This is a genomic window from Phormidium tenue FACHB-1052, from assembly GCF_014696675.1.
Lineage (GTDB): Bacteria > Cyanobacteriota > Cyanobacteriia > Phormidesmidales > Phormidesmidaceae > Nodosilinea > Nodosilinea tenuis_A.
This window is the reverse complement of the sequence record NZ_JACJQN010000002.1, coordinates 192,444-211,016: the sequence shown is the minus strand read 5'-3', so window position 1 is coordinate 211,016 and position 18,573 is coordinate 192,444. Positions and strand designations below refer to the sequence as shown.

The 18,573-nt window shown below is 55.9% G+C and carries 23 protein-coding genes and 1 tRNA gene; 8 read left to right on the top strand and 16 right to left on the bottom strand.

The window, feature by feature from the left end:
- Nucleotides 1-2 precede the first annotated feature (2 nt).
- The 3 genes from H6G07_RS04820 to H6G07_RS04810 form a co-directional block, all read right to left on the bottom strand.
- Nucleotides 3-1,046, bottom strand: coding sequence for a Gfo/Idh/MocA family protein (locus H6G07_RS04820; RefSeq protein ID WP_073607301.1), 1,044 nt, complete (start codon nt 1,044-1,046; stop codon nt 3-5).
- 316 nt (nt 1,047-1,362) lie between these two features.
- The gene (locus H6G07_RS04815) at nt 1,363-2,808 is read right to left on the bottom strand and encodes a hemolysin family protein (protein WP_073607302.1); all 1,446 of its coding nucleotides are present in this window, start codon (nt 2,806-2,808) and stop codon (nt 1,363-1,365) included.
- A 17-nt stretch (nt 2,809-2,825) separates the two neighbouring features.
- Nucleotides 2,826-3,077 (bottom strand): hypothetical protein, encoded by a 252-nt coding sequence (locus tag H6G07_RS04810; protein WP_073607303.1) that lies wholly within the window; start codon nt 3,075-3,077, stop codon nt 2,826-2,828.
- A 172-nt stretch (nt 3,078-3,249) separates the two neighbouring features.
- Between H6G07_RS04810 and H6G07_RS04805 the strand changes: the two genes are divergently transcribed.
- A tRNA-Ile gene (locus H6G07_RS04805) sits at nt 3,250-3,322 on the top strand.
- A gap of 78 nt (nt 3,323-3,400) precedes the next feature.
- Here H6G07_RS04805 and H6G07_RS04800 read toward each other — a convergent pair.
- Complete coding sequence (locus H6G07_RS04800; protein WP_073607304.1) at nt 3,401-3,796, bottom strand: hypothetical protein; 396 nt, start codon at nt 3,794-3,796, stop codon at nt 3,401-3,403.
- A 184-nt stretch (nt 3,797-3,980) separates the two neighbouring features.
- Between H6G07_RS04800 and pyrE the strand changes: the two genes are divergently transcribed.
- Both pyrE and H6G07_RS04790 read left to right on the top strand, forming a co-directional pair.
- The gene (pyrE, locus tag H6G07_RS04795) at nt 3,981-4,598 is read left to right on the top strand and encodes an orotate phosphoribosyltransferase (RefSeq protein ID WP_073607305.1); all 618 of its coding nucleotides are present in this window, start codon (nt 3,981-3,983) and stop codon (nt 4,596-4,598) included.
- The gene (locus H6G07_RS04790) at nt 4,598-5,074 is read left to right on the top strand and encodes an SAM-dependent methyltransferase (RefSeq protein ID WP_073607306.1); all 477 of its coding nucleotides are present in this window, start codon (nt 4,598-4,600) and stop codon (nt 5,072-5,074) included. The genes pyrE and H6G07_RS04790 overlap by 1 nt, the downstream gene beginning before the upstream one ends.
- Before the next feature lie 84 nt (nt 5,075-5,158).
- On the opposite strand, the gene H6G07_RS04785 is transcribed toward H6G07_RS04790, so the two are convergent.
- From H6G07_RS04785 to pedR, 3 genes are all read right to left on the bottom strand, one after another.
- Nucleotides 5,159-6,067 (bottom strand): ferritin-like domain-containing protein, encoded by a 909-nt coding sequence (locus tag H6G07_RS04785; protein ID WP_073607307.1) that lies wholly within the window; start codon nt 6,065-6,067, stop codon nt 5,159-5,161.
- A gap of 147 nt (nt 6,068-6,214) precedes the next feature.
- Nucleotides 6,215-7,543 carry a histidine--tRNA ligase gene (gene hisS, locus H6G07_RS04780; RefSeq protein WP_073607308.1) on the bottom strand — a complete coding sequence of 443 codons (1,329 nt, stop codon included), beginning with the start codon at nt 7,541-7,543 and terminating at the stop codon, nt 6,215-6,217.
- A 70-nt stretch (nt 7,544-7,613) separates the two neighbouring features.
- Complete coding sequence (gene pedR / locus H6G07_RS04775; RefSeq protein ID WP_073607309.1) at nt 7,614-7,901, bottom strand: photosynthetic electron transport-dependent transcriptional regulator PedR; 288 nt, start codon at nt 7,899-7,901, stop codon at nt 7,614-7,616.
- 79 nt (nt 7,902-7,980) lie between these two features.
- Here pedR and H6G07_RS26815 point away from each other — a divergent pair, with 79 nt between their 5' ends.
- Nucleotides 7,981-8,517 carry a DUF4168 domain-containing protein gene (locus tag H6G07_RS26815; RefSeq protein ID WP_244901902.1) on the top strand — a complete coding sequence of 179 codons (537 nt, stop codon included), beginning with the start codon at nt 7,981-7,983 and terminating at the stop codon, nt 8,515-8,517.
- A 6-nt stretch (nt 8,518-8,523) separates the two neighbouring features.
- Here H6G07_RS26815 and H6G07_RS04765 read toward each other — a convergent pair whose 3' ends face one another.
- Nucleotides 8,524-10,443, bottom strand: a complete 1,920-nt coding sequence (locus H6G07_RS04765; protein ID WP_073607310.1) for a transglycosylase domain-containing protein — start codon at nt 10,441-10,443, stop codon at nt 8,524-8,526.
- Nucleotides 10,444-10,766: 323 nt separating this feature from the next.
- Between H6G07_RS04765 and tyrS the strand changes: the two genes are divergently transcribed.
- Entirely contained in the window at nt 10,767-11,999 is a 1,233-nt protein-coding gene (gene tyrS / locus H6G07_RS04760; RefSeq protein ID WP_073607488.1) for a tyrosine--tRNA ligase, read from the top strand.
- A gap of 86 nt (nt 12,000-12,085) precedes the next feature.
- Here the strand turns inward: tyrS and H6G07_RS04755 are convergent, their stop codons facing one another.
- Both H6G07_RS04755 and rph read right to left on the bottom strand, forming a co-directional pair.
- Entirely contained in the window at nt 12,086-12,853 is a 768-nt protein-coding gene (locus H6G07_RS04755; RefSeq protein ID WP_073607311.1) for a phycobilisome rod-core linker polypeptide, read from the bottom strand.
- Nucleotides 12,854-13,083: 230 nt separating this feature from the next.
- A complete protein-coding gene (gene rph / locus H6G07_RS04750) occupies nt 13,084-13,800 on the bottom strand; it encodes a ribonuclease PH (protein ID WP_073607312.1) in 717 nt (238 codons plus the stop codon).
- A gap of 302 nt (nt 13,801-14,102) precedes the next feature.
- On the opposite strand from rph, the gene H6G07_RS04745 reads away from it, so the two are divergent.
- Both H6G07_RS04745 and dcd read left to right on the top strand, forming a co-directional pair.
- A complete protein-coding gene (locus tag H6G07_RS04745) occupies nt 14,103-14,657 on the top strand; it encodes a P-loop NTPase family protein (RefSeq protein ID WP_073607313.1) in 555 nt (184 codons plus the stop codon).
- Between the two features lie 19 nt (nt 14,658-14,676).
- On the top strand, nt 14,677-15,276 hold the full coding sequence (dcd, locus tag H6G07_RS04740) for a dCTP deaminase (RefSeq protein ID WP_073607314.1): 600 nt from the start codon (nt 14,677-14,679) through the stop codon (nt 15,274-15,276).
- Between the two features lie 68 nt (nt 15,277-15,344).
- Here the strand turns inward: dcd and H6G07_RS04735 are convergent, their stop codons facing one another.
- Entirely contained in the window at nt 15,345-15,842 is a 498-nt protein-coding gene (locus H6G07_RS04735) for a DUF2165 family protein (protein WP_073607315.1), read from the bottom strand.
- Between the two features lie 40 nt (nt 15,843-15,882).
- Here H6G07_RS04735 and H6G07_RS04730 point away from each other — a divergent pair, with 40 nt between their 5' ends.
- Complete coding sequence (locus tag H6G07_RS04730; protein WP_073607316.1) at nt 15,883-16,566, top strand: N-acetylmannosamine-6-phosphate 2-epimerase; 684 nt, start codon at nt 15,883-15,885, stop codon at nt 16,564-16,566.
- An 87-nt stretch (nt 16,567-16,653) separates the two neighbouring features.
- Here the strand turns inward: H6G07_RS04730 and H6G07_RS04725 are convergent, their stop codons facing one another.
- From H6G07_RS04725 to H6G07_RS04705, 5 genes are all read right to left on the bottom strand, one after another.
- Entirely contained in the window at nt 16,654-16,773 is a 120-nt protein-coding gene (locus H6G07_RS04725; protein ID WP_071527210.1) for a photosystem II reaction center protein J, read from the bottom strand.
- Between the two features lie 83 nt (nt 16,774-16,856).
- Entirely contained in the window at nt 16,857-16,976 is a 120-nt protein-coding gene (psbL, locus tag H6G07_RS04720) for a photosystem II reaction center protein PsbL (protein ID WP_073607317.1), read from the bottom strand.
- A gap of 9 nt (nt 16,977-16,985) precedes the next feature.
- On the bottom strand, nt 16,986-17,120 hold the full coding sequence (psbF, locus tag H6G07_RS04715; protein ID WP_073607318.1) for a cytochrome b559 subunit beta: 135 nt from the start codon (nt 17,118-17,120) through the stop codon (nt 16,986-16,988).
- Nucleotides 17,121-17,151: 31 nt separating this feature from the next.
- The gene (gene psbE, locus H6G07_RS04710; protein WP_073607319.1) at nt 17,152-17,400 is read right to left on the bottom strand and encodes a cytochrome b559 subunit alpha; all 249 of its coding nucleotides are present in this window, start codon (nt 17,398-17,400) and stop codon (nt 17,152-17,154) included.
- 97 nt (nt 17,401-17,497) lie between these two features.
- Nucleotides 17,498-18,502: a photosynthesis system II assembly factor Ycf48 gene (locus H6G07_RS04705; protein ID WP_073607320.1), complete on the bottom strand. Its 1,005-nt coding sequence runs from the start codon at nt 18,500-18,502 to the stop codon at nt 17,498-17,500.
- Nucleotides 18,503-18,573: the final 71 nt, after the last annotated feature.

Genomic DNA, 18,573 nt, shown 5'->3' with positions numbered 1-18,573 from the left:
ACTTATACAGCTACTGTCAGCTCTTTGCCAAGGGCCGTTGGGTCGAAGTGATGCCAGGGCTTGCCGTCTAGGGCCATCTGCTCAATCAGGCTGGCTAGGCGCAGCGCCTTGAGGGCCTGCTCGCCACCGACTGAGGGCTTTTCGCCGCCGCGCACGCAGTTCACAAAGTGCTCCAGCTCGGCATGGAGGGGTTCAATATTGCTGGTGTAGACCTTTTCAATCAGGCCGTCCTGGCGGTAGAGCACCTGGCCGTAGTCGGTGGAGCAGTCGGCGGTGGTCTGGCGGTGAATCAAAATCTCGTTGTTGAGAAAATCGGCATCGGTGAGGGAGTTTTTGCAGTGGGCCGTAATGCTGCGAATTTTGCGGTGGGTGACTTTGCTGGAGGTCAGCGTGGCCACGATGCCATTGCTAAAGCCCAGGGTAGCGGTGACGTAGTCGAGGTAGCCCGAATTGGAGGCGCGACTGCCGCTGGCGGTTAGGGTAGAAACCGTAGAGCCTGCCAACTCCAGCAGCAGGTCGATGTCGTGGATCATGAGGTCAAGCACTACCGACACGTCGTTGGCCCGCTGGGAGTAAGGGCTCATACGACGGGCCTCTAGGGCCAGAAGTTCTTCGGTTTTGAGTACCTTATGGAGCTCTTGGAAGGCAGGATTGAATCGCTCAATATGCCCCACCTGCAAAATGCAGTTGGCGGCGGCGGCGGCATTCACTAGCGACTCTGCCTCGGCAATGCTGGCGGCGATGGGCTTTTCGATTAAGACGTGAACCCCGGCCTGCAAGCAGGCCATACCTACGGTGTGGTGCAGTCGGGTAGGCACCGCTACGCAGACGGCATCGACGTGCTTGAGCAGCTCTTGGTAGTCTTCAAAAAACCGCACTCTATATTTGCCAGCTGTGTCAAGGCCTCGCTCTACGTTGACATCAGACACACCTACCAGTTCGACATCTTTAAAGCGGCTCAGCACGCGGGTGTGGTGCTGGCCCATATTACCTACACCAATAACGCCAACGCGGATGGGATCGGGCAAATTTCGCGATAGGTGCATGTCTAAGGCAGATGACAATATGGGTTTTTGCACGCCTGTCCTTCCTCTAGGAGACAAAGATACGCCGACAGTTGATAGGGTGCGAACGTCAGAGCGAGTGGAGAACTGAGACGGCCAGGTAAAATTACTCAGATACTATCACAATGCTTCACACTGTAAAGAATAGCGACATTCTTTGATGGAGAACCACGGATTTATAGCGCGATCGCGGTCTAGCAGACCATTTCTTGGTTTTCTCGCTGTTCCATTTCACCTTACCGAGACTAAGTTGGGGTGCTCAATGAGCTGTGGCAGTTCTTAAGCTGTCTAGGTGAGGTTAGCTGAGGGGAAAGCCATCGGAGTCGGTGGCCGCCGCTGCCGAAGCATTAAGCCCGCGCCCAGACGGAGGGGGCAAATCGAGCGATCGCACCAGAATGTCGCCGAGGCGGGGGCCATCAGTTGATAAAACCACCCATTCGCGATCGGCAAACACTAGGCGATCGCCCGCGTGGGGAATTTTTTGCATCTGAAAGATCAAAAATCCTCCCAAGGTTTGGTAGTCATCCGAGTAGGGCAGCGTGAGGTTGAGCAGCGTGTTGACCTCCTCCAAATCGGTGTGGGCTTTAACGCGGTACGACTGGTCTTCGAGCAGCTGCACGGGCTGCTCAATATCACTGTCGGGCTCGTGGATTTCGCCAATAATTTCAGTGGTCAAATCACGCAGGGTGAGCAGACCAGCGGTGCCACCAAATTCATCGACCACCACAACTAACTCCTCGCCAGTGCGCTGCATCGTGGCCAGCAACTCATGCAGGGACGTGTACTCGGGCACAAAGCGGGCGGGCTTGACCCAGGGCCGAATGGGGGTATCAGCGTTGATCTGCTGGTGGGCCAGAGGCTGCAAAAACTGCTTCAGTTCAACCATGCCCTGGATGTCGTCGAGGGAATCACCGATCACCGGGTAGCGAGAATGCTCGGTGTCAGCCACTACCTCAATCAGCTCACCAAAGGTCGCCGCCAGAGGAATGGCGTTGATCTGGGTACGAGGCACCATGATCTCTCCGGCGGTGACGTCGCGAAACTCAAATACGTTGTTGAGGATCACACGCTCTTCGGCCTCTAGGCCAGGGGTTTCGGCGGTGGTGCGAATGATTAGCTGGAGTTCTTCGGGGGTGAGGCGGCTGTAGCTCACCTGATCGCTGTACTGAATGTTGACTAGTCGCAGCAGCAGTCGGGTTGACTGGTTCAAGATCCAGATAAAGGGGTTGAACAACCGGGCGATGGTGAGGCTGGGAGGGCCTAGAAACCGGGCTAGCTGCTCGGGATAGAGCATTGCCACCGATTTAGGGCAAAGCTCTCCCAGCACGATTTGCAGATAGGCTACTAGAAAAAAAGCCACCGGAATGGCTAGCGCGTGGGCCAGGGCTTCGCTCTGGGCAGCACTTAGGGGGGTTTGAGTAATCCAAAAGGCCAGGGTGACAGCCATCGTGCTTTCGCCCACCCATCCCAGAGCCAAACTCGATAGGGTAATGCCTAACTGGGTGGTCGAAAGCAGGCGATTGAGGCTGCGCTGGAGCTGCTGCACTGTCTTTGCCTGTACATCCCCCTGGGAGACCAGTTGGCTGATGCGCGATCGCCGCACTGACACCATTGAGAATTCTGCCGCCACAAAAAAGGCGTTGATGCTGATTAGCAGCAACACCGCTAGCAGTCGTGACGCGATCGCAGCGGCAGGCAGCTGCTCAGGAATAAAGACCGTTGATAAATGAGGTAAAACGCCCATGCTCCAGCGCCTAAACGCTACTGGCCACCGCCATTAACGCGAGCCTTTACCTGCTCCAAAACCTCAGCCTCGTTGATTAAGACCACATTTCCGTGGCTTGCGGCACCCGCCTCGCGGGCTACAGGAGACCCGCTAGTCGGTCGAGTTTCTGGCTGACGCACACCAGTCAGCGCCTGCCGACCCAGGGTAAAGCCCCAAGACGCACTCACTACCCCAGAGCCAAGCATCAGCGAGAGCAGGATCAACGTAAACGCTACGGCAGGGTTCATGGCAGAGGCAGGGTAAAACCTTAGAACAAAAATACTTTATACAGCTCAGTCTGAACTAGACTCAGACGCACCTCAATTATAAGGTTTGAGCCCCAGACAAAATTTTAAGATCTGATTTTCGACTCAAGCCCTACAATAGAACATGTTTTACCACAGGGTTAAACCATAAATACCAGGGTTGGCCGAGCGGAGTAGGCAGCGAACTCATAATTCGCGTTAGGCAGGTTCAACTCCTGCACCCTGGACTAGCACTCGTTATCAGAGCACCCTTCTGGGGCGGTTGGACGCTGAACCTGCCTGGTCGGGAAGCGCTTGCTCAGCGATTAAAAATCCTCAAAAATAAACTCAGAGCCAACGTAGGGTACGCTGCTGCTGGGTTGGGTGAGCAGCGTCGTGGTATAAGGGCTCGCTAGGTCGGGCACCCGAATAGTGGGATCAGCGGTATTTTGCAGCAGCATAATGTCTCTCACTGCTGCCGCCGTGGCATTAGCATCCCAATCGAGGGATCGATCGGGAAAGTCAAGGCCAAACATCCGCTTAGCCTGACGGACGAGGCCCCGATTTCTGAAGTGATCCCCAGAATAGGTGGTAGTCAGCTCGTCCATCGCCTCGGGAATGGTTTGGGGGGTTTCTTGGGTCTGCCCTGCCGGAGCCACAACAACGGCGGCAGCTAGCAGCGCCAGCGTCAGCCCAGAAATATGATTTAATTGAATGCCCATGGCCAAGCCTCCTCAACTCGTTGGATTGGTGCGATTCTGGTGGTGCTCAAACCCCAAGCCTCGCACTATCTAGAGCCCCAAGGCCCTCCGATCATGCGAAACTCAGCCGCACCGATCACCCAGTGCATGTCCTTTATAGCGCGATCGCAAAAAACCGGAGCATTTTTAAAGGAATTACTCACCCATGGATCAGCTTTTGATTGATATGCCCGTCGCCACCCTCCTTAGCCTTGAGACCGATGAGCTGCGATCGCCCCTGCTCGACCTGTTTTGCCGCGGTGCTTACCAAGAGGGTGACTTCGTGCTCAGCTCGGGCCAGCGCAGCACCTATTACATCAACGGCAAGCTGGTGACGCTGCACCCCCAAGGGGCACTGATGGTTGGTCGTCTGCTGCTAGACCTCGTACCGCCAGAAACCGTAGCGGTGGCCGGACTTACCCTAGGTGCCGACCCCCTAGTTACCGCAGTGAGTCTGGTGGGCGTCTATAGCGAACGCACCCTCTTCCCACTGATCATTCGCAAAGAGGCCAAGGGCCACGGCACCCGCGCCTACATTGAGGGACTTGAGCTATCCTCAGGCAGCCCGGTTACCGTGCTTGAAGACGTTGTTACCACGGGACAATCAGCCCTTAAAGCCGTCGATCGCCTTCAAGCCGCTGGGTATCAAGTTAACCAAATTCTTGCCCTAGTTGATCGCCAGCAGGGTGGTGCCGAACTTTATCAGAGCCATAATCTACCCTTCAAGGCGCTATTCACTATCCAGGATATTCAGGCCCACTGGGCCACCCTTAACCCTGCCTAATGACAGCGTCCCGCCCCGACATTGGCTTTATACCAACTCCCGCCGATGCCATAGTGGCCATGCTCAAGCTGGCCGATCTCAGCTCCAGCGATGTGGTTTACGATTTGGGCTGTGGCGATGGGCGGCTGCTCATTCGGGCGGCTCTAGACTATGGCGTTCGAGGTGTTGGGGTCGATGTGGATGCGGCCTTGCTGCGCCAGGCTCAGGCCAGGGCTGAGCAAGAGGGAGTAGGCGATCGCCTCACCTTCCAGCAGAAAAACCTGTTTGAAACCGATCTCCGCAACGCCACCGTGGTCTTCATCTATCTACTGCCTCACCTCAACCTGCGCCTGCGGCCTCGGCTCCAGACCCAGTTGCAACCTGGTAGCCGCATCATCACCCACATGTTCGACATGGGCGACTGGCTGCCCCACCTTACCTTGCGCCTGGAGCCGTCCGAGGAAGATTCGGTGCTCTATCTGTGGCGAGTGCCCTAGTTTTGGGCACTCGCCTCGCCATTTTCGGGCTATTCAAGACAAAGTTGGATCGACTAGACCCTTAGTAAACGTGTCCCAGGCTTTTTAGGGCTCAACACCTGCGGGCTTAGAAGCGGCGATCGGCTGCTTTTTAATACCCTCTAAGAACATGGGTACAAAGGTTTTCATAAACGCCTCTGGGTCTCGCTGCCACGCTTTTTGAGCTGCGGTGAGGCGAGTCTTTTGAACTTCGGGGGCCAGCAGCGTGGCAGGTAGACGCTCCATTAGATACCCAGGCCGTTCCCACAGGGGAAGGGTGTTGGCAATATCCAACAGGTTACTGACTCGTCGGAATTCGGCTCCGAGAGTGATATCCATGCCCGATTCAAAGGCCGTTTGCTCAATAGCCGTATATTTGCGCTTGGCTGACTCAACTTTTTCTCGGTGAGCAGGGCTCTTGCGGGCGATCTCGGCTAGCCGCCGCGTACCCCAACGGACGTGCCCAGCTTCCTCAGGCAAAATGCGCTCCAGAGTTTCGCGAATTTTGACGTTTTCAGGGGTTTGGGGAGCCGATTTAAGCGCGTGAATGTGAGCGGCAAAATATTCGCAACCGCGTTTCTCGGTCACGTTGATAGACACAAGCGCTGCGATGACGCCACCCTCTAAATCATTGGCGGTTTTGAAGTTTTCCTGGTCGAGGAGACGCTCAAATTCGTCAATATAAGAGAGACCTGGTGGGGTGCTAATATCTGCCCCCAAATCTACCAGCAGATCGGTCAGCCACACCGCATGGCGAGATTCATCTGACACATGGTGGGAGAGGTCTTTGACCAAGTCGGCAGGCTTGCCGTTGAGAGTTTCGATGAGATCGGTTAGATCTTTACAGCTGCGCTGCTCGTTGTAGCGGTATCGATTCAGCGTGATGTAGTGGATTTCTGCATCGTTTACCACCTGCTTCATCACATCACGGGCGCTCAGGGTATTGAGAAACTTTTTTGGGTAGGTAACAGCCATTGGTTTATTGAAGTTTTGTAAAACTCAACTGAATTCTAACGTACCTGCCCCAGGCGTGGGAGGAAGGCGCAGCCAAAAACCACCTGACCTTAGGGCATAGATCAGGCGTGATTTTTAGCCGGATTCGCGCTACAGAGAGCCGAGCTTCTAGGGGGCTGGGTGATTGGTTTGAGCTGTCCTAATTTGGTTGAGCAGTCCGTCTTTGTCGAGCAATAAACTGGCCTGGGATAGACTACTCTGCTCTCCTGAACCGAGCCACTTAATTTGCACGGTGCCTTGGGCCGCTTCGTCATCACCCATGATTAGACAGGCGGCGGCTCCGCTGCGATCGGCCCGCTTAAACTGCTTGCCAAAGGCGGCCCCGCTGAGATCTAGCTCTACTGCTAACCCTTGGTGGCGCAGTTTTTGGGCCAGCTGTAGGGCGTTGGCTTCAGCCTGCTCACCGCGTGAAACCAGATAGATGTCTGGAACTGCGGCCTTACCCTGCTCTAGGGCTTCGAGCAGCAGGGTGAGGCGCTCTAAACCAATGGCCCAACCCACGGCTGGGGTAGCCGGCCCGCCCAGTTCTTCTACCAGACCGTCGTAGCGGCCACCGCCGCACACCGTAGCTTGAGACCCTAGATCGCTCGACTGAATTTCAAAGGCGGTATGGGTGTAGTAGTCAAGCCCTCGTACTAGACGTGGGTTGAGTTCGTAGACAATACCCAGGGCATTGAGCTGGGCCAGCACTTGGTCAAAGTGGCGCTTGGAGTCTGGGCCCAGGTAGTCCAAAATACTGGGGGCCGCCTGAGTAATGGCCTGGGTTTTTTCGTCTTTGCTGTCGAGAATGCGCAGGGGGTTGCGGGTGAGGCGATCGCGCGAATCCTCATCCAAATCTGCCGCGTAGGGGGTGAGGTAGGCGACTAGGGCCTCACGGTAGCGGGTGCGATCGCCCCTGTCACCCACCGAGTTTAAGTAAAACGTCAGATTCTTGAGGCCCAAAGCCTGCAAGATATCTGTGGCCAGGGCAATCACCTCCACATCGGCGCGGGGGTCGGCGCTGCCCAGCACCTCGACGCCCACCTGGTGAAACTGGCGCTGGCGACCTTTTTGGGGGCGCTCGTAGCGAAACATGGGGCCGGTATACCAGAGACGCTGCACGCCGCCCTGGGCGTAGAGACTGTGCTGCACATAGGCCCGCACGACCCCAGCGGTACCTTCGGGACGCAGGGTGCAGCTGCGATCGCCCTTATCCTTAAAGCTGTACATCTCTTTGCCCACCACATCGGTGGCTTCGCCAATGCCCCGCTCAAACAAAGCGGTAGATTCAAAGGTCGGGGTGCGAATCTCGCGGTAGGCGGCCCGGCCCAAAATTTCTCTCGCCGTCGCTTCTACCCGCTGCCAGGTATGAATGTCGGCCACCTTCAAGTCTTGGCCCACAAACTGCGCCTTTGGCAAGATGTCTTCGGTTCCGGGCAGCGATTGAATCGACTCCATAACGGGGCAGGCGCTCTCAATGGGCAATACAGAACACCCATCATAGCCCGAGGTTGGCCGGTGGCGGTGCCTAAGCCTCCTGACTCTCAGCCTTGACTTCAGGCAGTAGGCAGCAGTTGACTTCGTCGATGCAGACCTTGCCCGACTGGAGCGCCCATCGGAACAAAGCCACCCGGTTGCCCGTAGCGGTCTTGGTCAAAATGTTGCTGATGTGGTTGTCGACGGTGCGCTTGCTAATCTCCAGTTTCTCTGAAATTTCTTGGTTAGTTAGCCCCGATGCCACTAGCTCAACGATCTGTAGTTCTCGGTCAGAGAGACTCCCTTGACCAGGCACTGGAGCCGTATCATCGCTTGCCATGGCAGTCTGTTTCCTTCGTCATTATGTATTTATGCTTAGGCTTAGTACCACTATAGGCCATCTGGTTTCGGGTAGGCTGGTGAAACGCGTTCTGAGCCGTCGGTCTATGGATTTTGGGTGGATGACTGCTGCTGTTGAGCCCTACGTTCGGTGGCTGAAACAGTGGGGCAAAACCTGGAGCAATTCTTCGCTGGGGAGGCCAAGCCAGCGCCTGATGCATCGGGTGGTGTATCTGAGCGCAGTTATCCTGCTGGTGCTGGGTATGGCCACCCCCGCCCTTGCTGTCTCCTCATTACCCATGGCAGACGTACCAGCGGCAGCGGTCTCCCCCGCACAACCCGATGCCAACGATATTCCCTCAGAAACCGTTAGCCGCTTTGTCAATGCCTATATGGCCGTCGTCAAGCTGATCGAGTCGCGCGAACTCGGCTTACAGCGAGCCGAAACCGACACCGAATCGCGCCAGATGCAGCAGGAGATTCAGGCTGCAGCCCTCGACCTGATTCAGGCCAATGGGCTCACCCTCTCCGCCTACTGGGAACTGCTGGGGCTGGCTAACAGCGATCCGGAATTTCGCGATCGCGTCCTCGCCCAAATCGACGAAGCCAATCTTTAACTGTCCTTAGGGCTGCACAAATTCCGAAGGTCGCTTGAAGTTTTCGGCTGGCGTGTTGGCCAGGGCCTGCTGCATAAAGTCTCGCCACACTGGCGCAGCGTAGGTGCCGCCCGTCGTTCCAGAGCGCATCGGCGAGTAGTCATCGTTGCCAATCCACACGGCGGTCGAAAGCTGGGGGACATAGCCGACAAACCACACGTCCCGCTGGGAGTCGGTAGTGCCAGTTTTGCCCGCTGCTGGTCGCCCAATCTGAGCCGCCTTACCAGTTCCCCGAGCAATCACCCCTTGCAAAACATCGGTCAGCGACGCAGCCGCCCAGGGGTCGAGCACTAGCTGAGGCTGAGGGGTGTTGTCGAGCAGCACATTGCCGCTGCTGTCGCTCACCTGCACGATAAAGGTCGGCTCAGAGTGCCAGCCGTTACTGGCAAAGGTGGCGTAGGCTCCGGCCATTTCCATAGGGGTGAGATCCACGGCACCTAGGGGCAGCGAGGTGACCGGCTGCATCGGACTGTCAATTCCAAGTGTGCGGCACAGCTCAATAATTTGGTTCACGCCCACCGCCTGGCCCAGCTTCACCGCTGGCACGTTGCGCGAGGTTTCCAGCGCCGTGCGAATGGGAATATTTCCCATAAAACTGCTGTCGTAGTTCTTGGGGCTGTAGTAGCGATAGCCGTCGGGATAGCTGACCGGCGTATCGGCAATGCTGCTAGCCGGGGTGTAGCGCCCCGTGGCAAAGGCCACATAGTACACAAACGGCTTAAACGCTGAACCCGGCTGGCGGTACGCCTGAATCGCCCGGTTGAACTGGCTGGTTTGATAGTCGACCCCGCCCACCATAGCCTTCACAAAATGGGTACGGGGGTCGATAGACACCAGAGCCATCTGATCGGCAATGTGGCTAATGCGGGCATTGTGTCGCTGCACCGTTGCCTCGGCCATGCGCTGCATGTTGAGATCGACGGTGGTTTGCACGCGCATACCGCCCTTCACCACCGCTTCGTTGCCAAAGCGCTGCTTCAACTCCTGTACCGCCGCTTCGGTAACGTAGGGAGAAATACTGGTGCGGAAGGACTTCACTTCGCCCACCAGTAGGGGCGCATCTCTGGCGGCCACCTCGTCTTCTGGGGTAATCCAGCCCAGCTGACGCATGCGGTTGAGCACGACGGCCTGACGCTCCTTGGTGGCTTCGTAGTTTTGGAAGGGGCTGTAGCTTTCTGGAGCCTGAATCAGGCCTGCCATTACAGCGGCTTCGGGCAGGGTGAGATCTCTGGCTGACTTGTTGAAGTAGCTTTGGGCGGCGGTTTCGACCCCATAGTTGTTGTGGCCCCAGTAGACCTGGTTGAGATACATCTCCAGAATTTCGTCTTTGCTGAAGATTTGCTCTAGGCGCAGAGCCAGCACGGCCTCTGCCACTTTACGGCTGACGGCCCGCTCAGGGGTGAGAAACAGGTTTTTTACTAGCTGCATGGTGACGGTCGAACCACCTTCTACCGTGCTTCCAGCTTGTGCGTTGGCCAGTAAGGCCCGGCCCACGCTGCTGGGGTTGATGCCGTTGTGTGAGTAAAAATAGCTGTCTTCTACCGCTAGCACGGCCCGTTTGAGGTGCGGCGACATCTCGTCGAGGTCGATGACTTCGCGATTCGCTTCGTCGTGGAGGCTGTGTAACAGGGTGCCGTTGATATCGTAGATATAGCTGGTCTCGCTGGGCACGTAGTTGCGCAGTACCCGCACGTCAGGCAAATTGCGAAAGCTAATGGCCAGGCCCACCAGCCCGCCCGCCAGTACCGAACTGGCAATCATGGTGGTGCCGAGCAGGGCTGCCGCCGCCACTTGCCCCACGTCTTGAACATACTTCAGCGCGTTGGGCGCTCGGCGCAGGGGCTGAGGCTGACGTCGGCTTTTGTGGCGAATGGTGTTAGTTGACACGTTGGCTCTTAAAGGCTGCTTATAAAACGACGGTGCGCGTAGCGATGGAGGGCTATTCGTAGGGTGTAGATGGCCGTCGGTAGGTGACGGTTAGGCCATTATAATGACCCTCTAGATAAGTGAGCGCCAGCAGTGGTCTCAAAGACTGCTTGAGGGCGATCGCAGGCACGCCTATCCTAGCCTTACAGATGGTTATAAGGAGAAGCTAAGGGCCACTTTTGTCACAACTTATCCGTCCATGGCTTTAGTGCCCTAAACCTGTTTTCTCTGGCCCCTGGGCAATCCCAACCCGCCGTCCCTATCCCATGAACTCAGTTTTCACCATGACCCAGGCTAACCCCAGCTCCTCCCCGGTTGAATTTGAGAGCATTTATCGGGGTATCAGCGAGGTCTTTCCCCACCAGCCCGACTCTAGCGACCCAGAGCAAAACCTGACGCAGCGGCTGCTGAAGTGCGATCGCCCCCTCCGGGTCAAGCTCGGCATCGACCCCACTGGCGCTGAAATTCACCTGGGCCACAGCATTCCAGTGCGCAAGCTGCGCGCCTTTCAGGATGCTGGCCATACTGCCGTGCTGATTATTGGTGACTTCACTGCCCGTATTGGCGACCCCACTGGCAAGTCGGAGGTGCGCCGCCAGCTCACAGAAGCCGACGTTAAGACCAACGCCGAAACCTACCTGGAGCAGGTGCGGCCCATTCTTGATTTCGACACACCTGGTCGGCTGGAGGTGCGCTACAACTCTGAATGGCTGTCTGCCCTCGACCTGGGCAAGATCCTCGACCTGCTCAGCACCATGACCGTAGGGCAGATGCTGGCCAAGGAAGGGTTCTCCGAGCGCTACGGTAAGGGTGATCCGGTGTTTCTCCACGAGTTTCTCTACCCCCTGATGCAGGGCTATGACTCAGTAGCGGTGCAGTCCGATGTGGAACTAGGCGGTACCGACCAAAAATTCAATATTGCCGTCGGGCGCGATTTGCAGCGCCACTTTGGCCTGCTGCCCCAGTTTGGCCTACTCGTACCCCTGCTGTTAGGCACCGACGGCATCCAAAAAATGTCGAAGTCCTTGGGCAACTATGTGGGGCTACAGGAAGATCCTTTGAGCATGTACTCCAAGCTCGAAAAAGTGCCCGATGCGCTGATTCAAGACTACTTTGAGCTGCTGACGCCCTTCGCGCTGGATACCCTGCCGGAGAATCCGCGCGATCGCCAAAAGCTGCTGGCCCTAGAGGTCACCCGCCAGTTCCATGGCGAAGCGGCGGCCCAGCAGGCCCAGCAAGCCGCCATCAGCCTGGTTCAAGGCACCGGTGAACCGGCTGCCGGGGTGCCCGAGTTTTCTCTAGCTGAAATTAATTTTCCGGCCAAACTGTTTTATCTGGTCGGGGCTACCCCGCTGTGCGCCAGCAGTAGCGAGGCCCGCCGCCAAATTCAAGGGGGTGCGGTAAAACTCGATGGCGAGAAAGTGACCGATCCCAACCAAGAGTTTGTCAGCCCTGATGCCCTGATCGGCAAAGTGGTGCAGGTGGGCAAGAAAAAATTTGCCCGCTTCACCTCTTGACAGCCCACGGTGAAGCCGAACCCCTAGGTTAGTTCGCATCCACCACTATGGAACTGCGCCGCTAAATGATGTGATTGCGCGACTACCTATCGGGCGGGCTGCATCAGCAAGTGGCGCAGCTTATCGCGCTCAGTGGCAGATAAGGTAGCGGCAAAGGCTTCCAAATCCTGAGGCCCCATCGTGCTCAGCACCTGGTGCAGCGCCTCTGCTCCCGATATGGCTACGGTAGCCGCTGCCGTTGTCCGCAGGGAATGGCTAGATTGTATTGAGGTTCCCGGCAAACTACAGCTGCCGCCGTCGCAATTGAGCTGAAGGTCGTGCCAGGTCATTGTGGGCACAATCCAGCCGCGCCGCCCGTGCAGCTCATGCAGCAGCACTTCGGTTTCCCAAAATGTTCTAGGAGAGGGGTAGCTGTCCTCAGCCCAAGCATGGGGCACGGTAAAGCAGCCAAAATGCTTACTGTAATCTTCAGAGTCGAGCAGGGCTGTGATCATCGCTTTAACGCCCTGGCGCATCAAAATGTCGCAGTAGCGACGCATTTCGGCCTGATCGCTGGGGGCACGGCCAATAAAGTGCTTAAAGCACAGCTCAATAAATTTTTGATTAGAAGAATTGTAGTAAAACTCATTGAGATAGACCTCAGAATGGCCCAACTCGCGCAGAAACCGCTTGACGCCAATTTTGTTCCGCAAGAACTCTGCCTCAATTTTGGCGAGCTGTTTGCGTTCAAATCCATAGGGCTGTCGTTCGAGCACCTGTGCGTAGATTTGATGTAGGGCTGCCTGGCGCTCTTCTCCCGGAGACTGCCGACTCACCGTGATTTCTTTAACCGAAAACGCATCTGTAGATGTCATGGCAAACCTTCCTGCGCGAGAAAAAATACGATTCCAGACTGTGGCCTAATTTCAGACTGCCCAAGGGCAAAATTTAGCTGATAGTCTTGATGCGTTTCTTAACGATAGGAGTTGGTTTTACTCTCTTGCACCCCAGCAGAGGGGTGCCTAGGGCGATCGCTACTCTGAGCAACGCCCCCAGTTTTGGCAGGGCAGCGCTAGATAAACAGCCATCAACCCCAATGCCATGCCTACAGCAGCGCTGCCTGCTGAGCCGCCAAGAGCTGCTTAATGCCCAGCTCACCCACCTCTAGAATCTGGTTCATTTGCTGACGGCTAAAGCTACCCTCTTCGGCCGTACCCTGAACTTCAACAATGTTGAGGTTCTCGTTGAGCACCAGATTGAAGTCTACGGCTGCCGCTACGTCTTCGTCGTACTGCAAATCGAGCAAGACGTTGTCTTCAATGAGGCCAACGGAAACAGCGGCAACGCTGTGTACAAGGGGCGATCGCGCCAACAAGCCCTGCGCTACTAGGCCCTGCACCGCATCGGCCAGAGCCACATAGCCCCCCGTAATCGACGCCGTACGTGTGCCCGCGTCGGCCTGGAGCACGTCGGCATCTACCAAGAGGGTGCGTTCCCCCAGCAGTTCAAAATCGAGAGTCGATCGCAGGCTACGGCCAATCAGACGCTGAATCTCTTGGGTGCGACCCGATAGCTTCATGATCTCGCGGGCCTGCCGCTGGGGAGTAGCCCCTGGCAACATACGGTACTCTGCCGACAGCCAACCCCGACCCGACCCCTGCAAAAATCGCGGCACCCCCTCTTCTACAGATACAGTGCAGAGCACCTGGGTGTTGCCGCAGCGGGTCAGCACAGAGCCTGCCGAAAATTTCGTAAATTGGCGTTCAAAACTCACTGGCCGTAGCTGGTGAGGTTGCCGACCATCTGGACGTTGCCAAGCCATACAAAGGTGCCCCTAATGCCCTCCCTAGAATACAGCAGACTCCCCTAGCCTAGGCGGGTTTTTCACCTCCTCAAGCGCAGTTTCCAGAGGATCATCAATCGGGCTGAGCTATCAGGGGCAAACTACAGTACATAGGCACTGTATGAATGCATATAGAGTAATTCGTCAATTCACGGTGGGGGAATCACGCTATATTTAGCCCTACAATCCAAGCTACCCAAGCCAGAAATGTAGCGTTACGCTGCTACCCGCTTTGGTGGTCAATGGATAACCGCCATTCTTTGCCCTCGATGGACTAGCCCATGGTCTCCCAGATCAAACCTCTTTCCCTAGCGCCGTCCCCTACCTCGCTCGTTCGTCATCCGCTTTTACGAACAGTAGAGGGTACTGTACAAGTCTTTACCGCCGTACATCGCAACTTTTTTACCAACGTTATGGTGCAGGCACTGCGCGTCGCCGACCAGGGCAAGGCTGTGTTGATCGTGCAATTTCTCAAGGGAGGCATTCATCAGGGGCCTGATCAACCGATGCAGTTTGGCCAAAATCTAGACTGGATTCGCGCCGATATGCCGCGCTGCATCCATGACCCAGCGGTGAGCCCTAGCGAACAGCAGGCTATTCAAGACCTGTGGTCTCATACCAAAGCGGTGATAGCCCGAGGTCGCTATGGGCTCGTCGTGCTCGATGAACTCAGCCTAGCCCTCAACTATGGTCTGATTCCTACCCAAGACGTTGTAGACTTTCTCAAGCAGCGCCCTCCCCAGGTCGATGTCATCCTCACTGGCCCCGACATGCCAGATCCGCTACTCACAGTGGCCGACCAGGTGACCGAGTTTCGCCGTAACTTTTTGCCCTAGCCGCCCAGGAAGCTTTGCCATGATTAAGAACGATGCCTGGATCGACAAAATGGCTAAGGAGGGCATGATTCAGCCGTTTCAGCCTTCTCTGGTGCGGCAGTTGGAGAACGCCGACCATTCTCTAGGGCAGCCGGTTATCAGCTATGGGCTGTCGTCCTACGGGTACGACATTCGGCTATCGCCTGCCGAATTTAGGATCTTTCGCCATGTGCCGGGTACGGTAGTTGATCCCAAAAATTTCAGCCCTGCCAATTTAGAACCCACTGCTCTTAAAACTGATGAGAGCGGCAGCTACTTTATTTTGCCGGCCCACTCCTACGGGTTGGGAGTAGCCCTGGAGAAAATCTCCGTCCCTAACAACATCAGCGTGATTTGTATCGGCAAATCGACTTATGCCCGCTGTGGCATCATTGCCAATCTGACCCCAGCTGAAGCGGGGTGGCGCGGCCACCTGACCCTAGAGTTTTCCAACTCCTCTAGCGCCGACTGTCGCATCTACGCCAGCGAGGGAGTCGTGCAGCTGATTTTCTTCGAGGGTGAGCCTTGTCAGGTTAGCTACGAAACTCGCCGAGGCAAGTATCAAGACCAATCAGAACAGGTGACATTGGCTAAGGTTTAGATGGGCTGCAACTGGGGGTTAAAGCCTGGTTAGGGGATGCGATCGCCCATCCCCAATCCGAGGCCAACCTACTCAGGCAAGTCGCTGTCAGTCAGGCTGAGGTAGAGCAGCACAAAGCCCACACAGCCAATAAAGCGAAAGGCGGGCTGCTGTCCATTCCACTCCAGTGACTGCCACATGGTGAACCACTCCCCAGCCACTACCATGAAGCCCACAAACCAAAATAGAAATGCCAAGGTCAGCCCGTAGATGGCCGTAGCCTTAGCGCGGTTAAAGGTGATGCTGTCGCAATTGACAACTTTTAGCAAGCGCACGGCTCCACTTAGACAGAGAACGGCGATCGCCGACTCCACCCCGATAATCGCCCCGTAGGCGATCTTTTGCAGGCCGGGTGAGGTCACGGCTCGCCAGGTCAACTGGCTGTCTGCAAAGACAGTATCCATGCTCAGCACGTGCTGAATGTACCTAAAATTGGCGTTGTAGTCCGTCAGGTTATTGAGCACAATTACCAAAGCCAGTAGACCAATAGAGGCCACCAGCAGAGTTTTTGAAATCCGAGTTGCCATAGATCAAACTAGATAGCGCTGTTGTGGAGTACGTCCTACCTTGAAGAGCATTCTGGAATCACTACGGGGCGGGCTAATCGTATCGTGCCAGGCTCCGGTTGACTCGCCCCTGCACAATGCGACGGCGATCGCAGCCATGGCCGAAGCTGCCCTTAACCGTGCAGCCGTCGGAGTACGCATCGACACCCCTGATCACATCCAAGCCGTGCGAGTACGCTGCCAGGCCCCCCTCATTGGCCTGTGGAAGCAGGTGATGCCGCCCTCGGAGGTCTACATTACCCCTCAGTTCCATCACGCCGAGGCCGTGGCCCAGGCCGGCAGCGACATCATTGCCGTTGATGCCACTCAACGCCTCCGCCCTGACGGCGAGACCCTAGAACAAATCATTCAGCAAATTCACGAACGTCTAGGCCGCGCTGTTATGGCCGATGTCGATACCCTTGACAACGCGCTAAAAGCCATCGACGCTGGGGCAGACTGCGTTGGCACTACCCTGTTCGGCTATACCGCAGAGACTCAAACCGAAACCCCGCCTGGGTTTGACCTGCTCAAAGCCATGGTAAAACAGTGCCCTGTGCCAGTTATCTGTGAAGGCGGCATTGCTTCCCCAGCCCAGGCTAAGCAAGCCCTCGATTTAGGAGCCTATGCGGTTGTGGTCGGCACGGCAATTACGGGTATCGACTATCTAGTGCAGCGCTACGTCAGCGCCCTCGATCGCCCCTAACCATGCACTAGACCTACTTAAAAGGCTGGGACAAGCGGGTCTAGCCCAACTCGCCCCAGCCTCTAAATCTAGAACTGCTCGAAGCAGCTACATAGCAGACCCTACACCAGCGTAGGCACCGTAGAAAAACAGACCCACCACCACCAGCACACCCGTACCGGCAACAGTTGCCACAATCCACAACGGAATTCGTCCACTCTGAAGCATGATATCCACCTCCTACTAATCGGGTCAGAAACTCAACACAGTCTGAGCACCGCAGCCATGTCCGCTAAGACAATTCTGGGAGCCTAGTTAAAGAAGTAGCTAGAGAACAACAGGCCCAGTACAAAAACCAGCAGCAACCCCAAAAACAGGGACGTGCGGTTAAGTTCTACCGGTTGCTTATTCGGGTTTGGACTACGATCCATGGTTTTCTCTTACCGTTGAATAAACTGCATTGCCGCGATCGCCCCGAGGAAAAACACGCTGGGCACCCCTAAGGTGTGCACAGCTAGCCAGCGCACGGTGAAGATCGGGTAGGTAATGGGCTCGTTGGGAGAATTGCTTTGCATAGGTTCAATCAAACGTTGGAATACTAAAGCGTTATCGATTTGAGAACGTGTCGATCTGATCTTTCGCCTCAAAGCGATCGCTCACAATCGGCAGCTGCATTTGATTGTCGGGGTAGTAAGAGTTAGGGCGAGGCGTGCCAAAAGCATCGTACGCCAAACCCGTGCTCACAAAGAGCCAACCCGCAATAAACAACATGGGAATGGTAATGCTATGGATAATCCAGTAGCGAATACTCGTTACGATGTCGCCAAAGGGGCGCTCACCTGTAGAACCTGCCATATCAACGTCTCCTCTCTGAACAGGAAGAATCTGATCTAATCATAGAGAACCCCGGAAACCCTAACAAGCTATTTCAGCGAAGTTCCCCCAACTTTCCTTAGGCAACCTCAGGTTGATACTTGAGGATCGTCCCATCCTGACCCAGGATGAAGCCTTTCTCTGGCCCCAAAAACTTCACTCTATAGAAGTTAGAGGGCACATCCCCAACTGATTTATCCTTCAACCAGGTTTTGCCACCGTCAAAGCTACAGAGCAGATTACCACCACCGCCAGTGATCCAGATCTCATTAGCGGTGCGAAAAGCCATGTCCAGCAGTCCCCAGCTTGTACCAAATTCGGGGCTGAGAGCCTCAGTAAAGTCATCGGAGGAGCGGGAGTTAGAAAACCTTACCTGGCCACCGCGGGCAATTACCCAGAGCTTGCCATCATCGTCAAACCCCATATTTTGCAAACGCCTTGAATTCTGGCGGTTGTGAGGAATCCACTGATCTTGTCCCGGCGCCCAAGTAGAGTAAAAATTTCCTCGAGACGACACGGCCACGTACCGACCGTCGTCAGAACGAACCATGTTCCGCACTACCCCAACAGCACCCTGCACCAAAGCTTTCCAGGTACGGCCACCATCCTCTGTGCGGTAGATTGCACCAATGTCGGTCGCCATCTCAGCCGACTTATTGCCAACCGCTGTGACTAAAAAGGGCGAACCCGGCAATTCTTTGCTCAAGGGCACGCTTTCCCAGGTCTTGCCCCCATCGCCAGTATGCAGTAGAACCGATGGCAGCCCCGAAACCCATCCCTCATTACCGGCAAAGTCGACGGAGGTAAACGTATAGGATTGGTCTTCCAGGGCCAGCTCGCGAACTTGCCAGGTGCTACCGCCATCCTGGGTCTCTAGTAGGGTATTGCGACTGCCCACAATCCAGCCATGGTTGGCGTCTTGAGTGAATGCAATGTCGGATAGAGTAGACTTCACCGGCACCTGGATTACTTCCCAGGGATGCACGTCTGCGTCCGCCAAAAAATAACTAGAGCAGCTGGTTGTCAGCAGCACCGCCACCAGCATCACTAGGCCTCGCTTTAACCAGTCAAACGCAGCGTGCATAGATAATCAGAACCCGTACTTCCTAAACAACACTTAAGTTAAATCAGCGCAGGGCAAGCTCTTTACCCTTG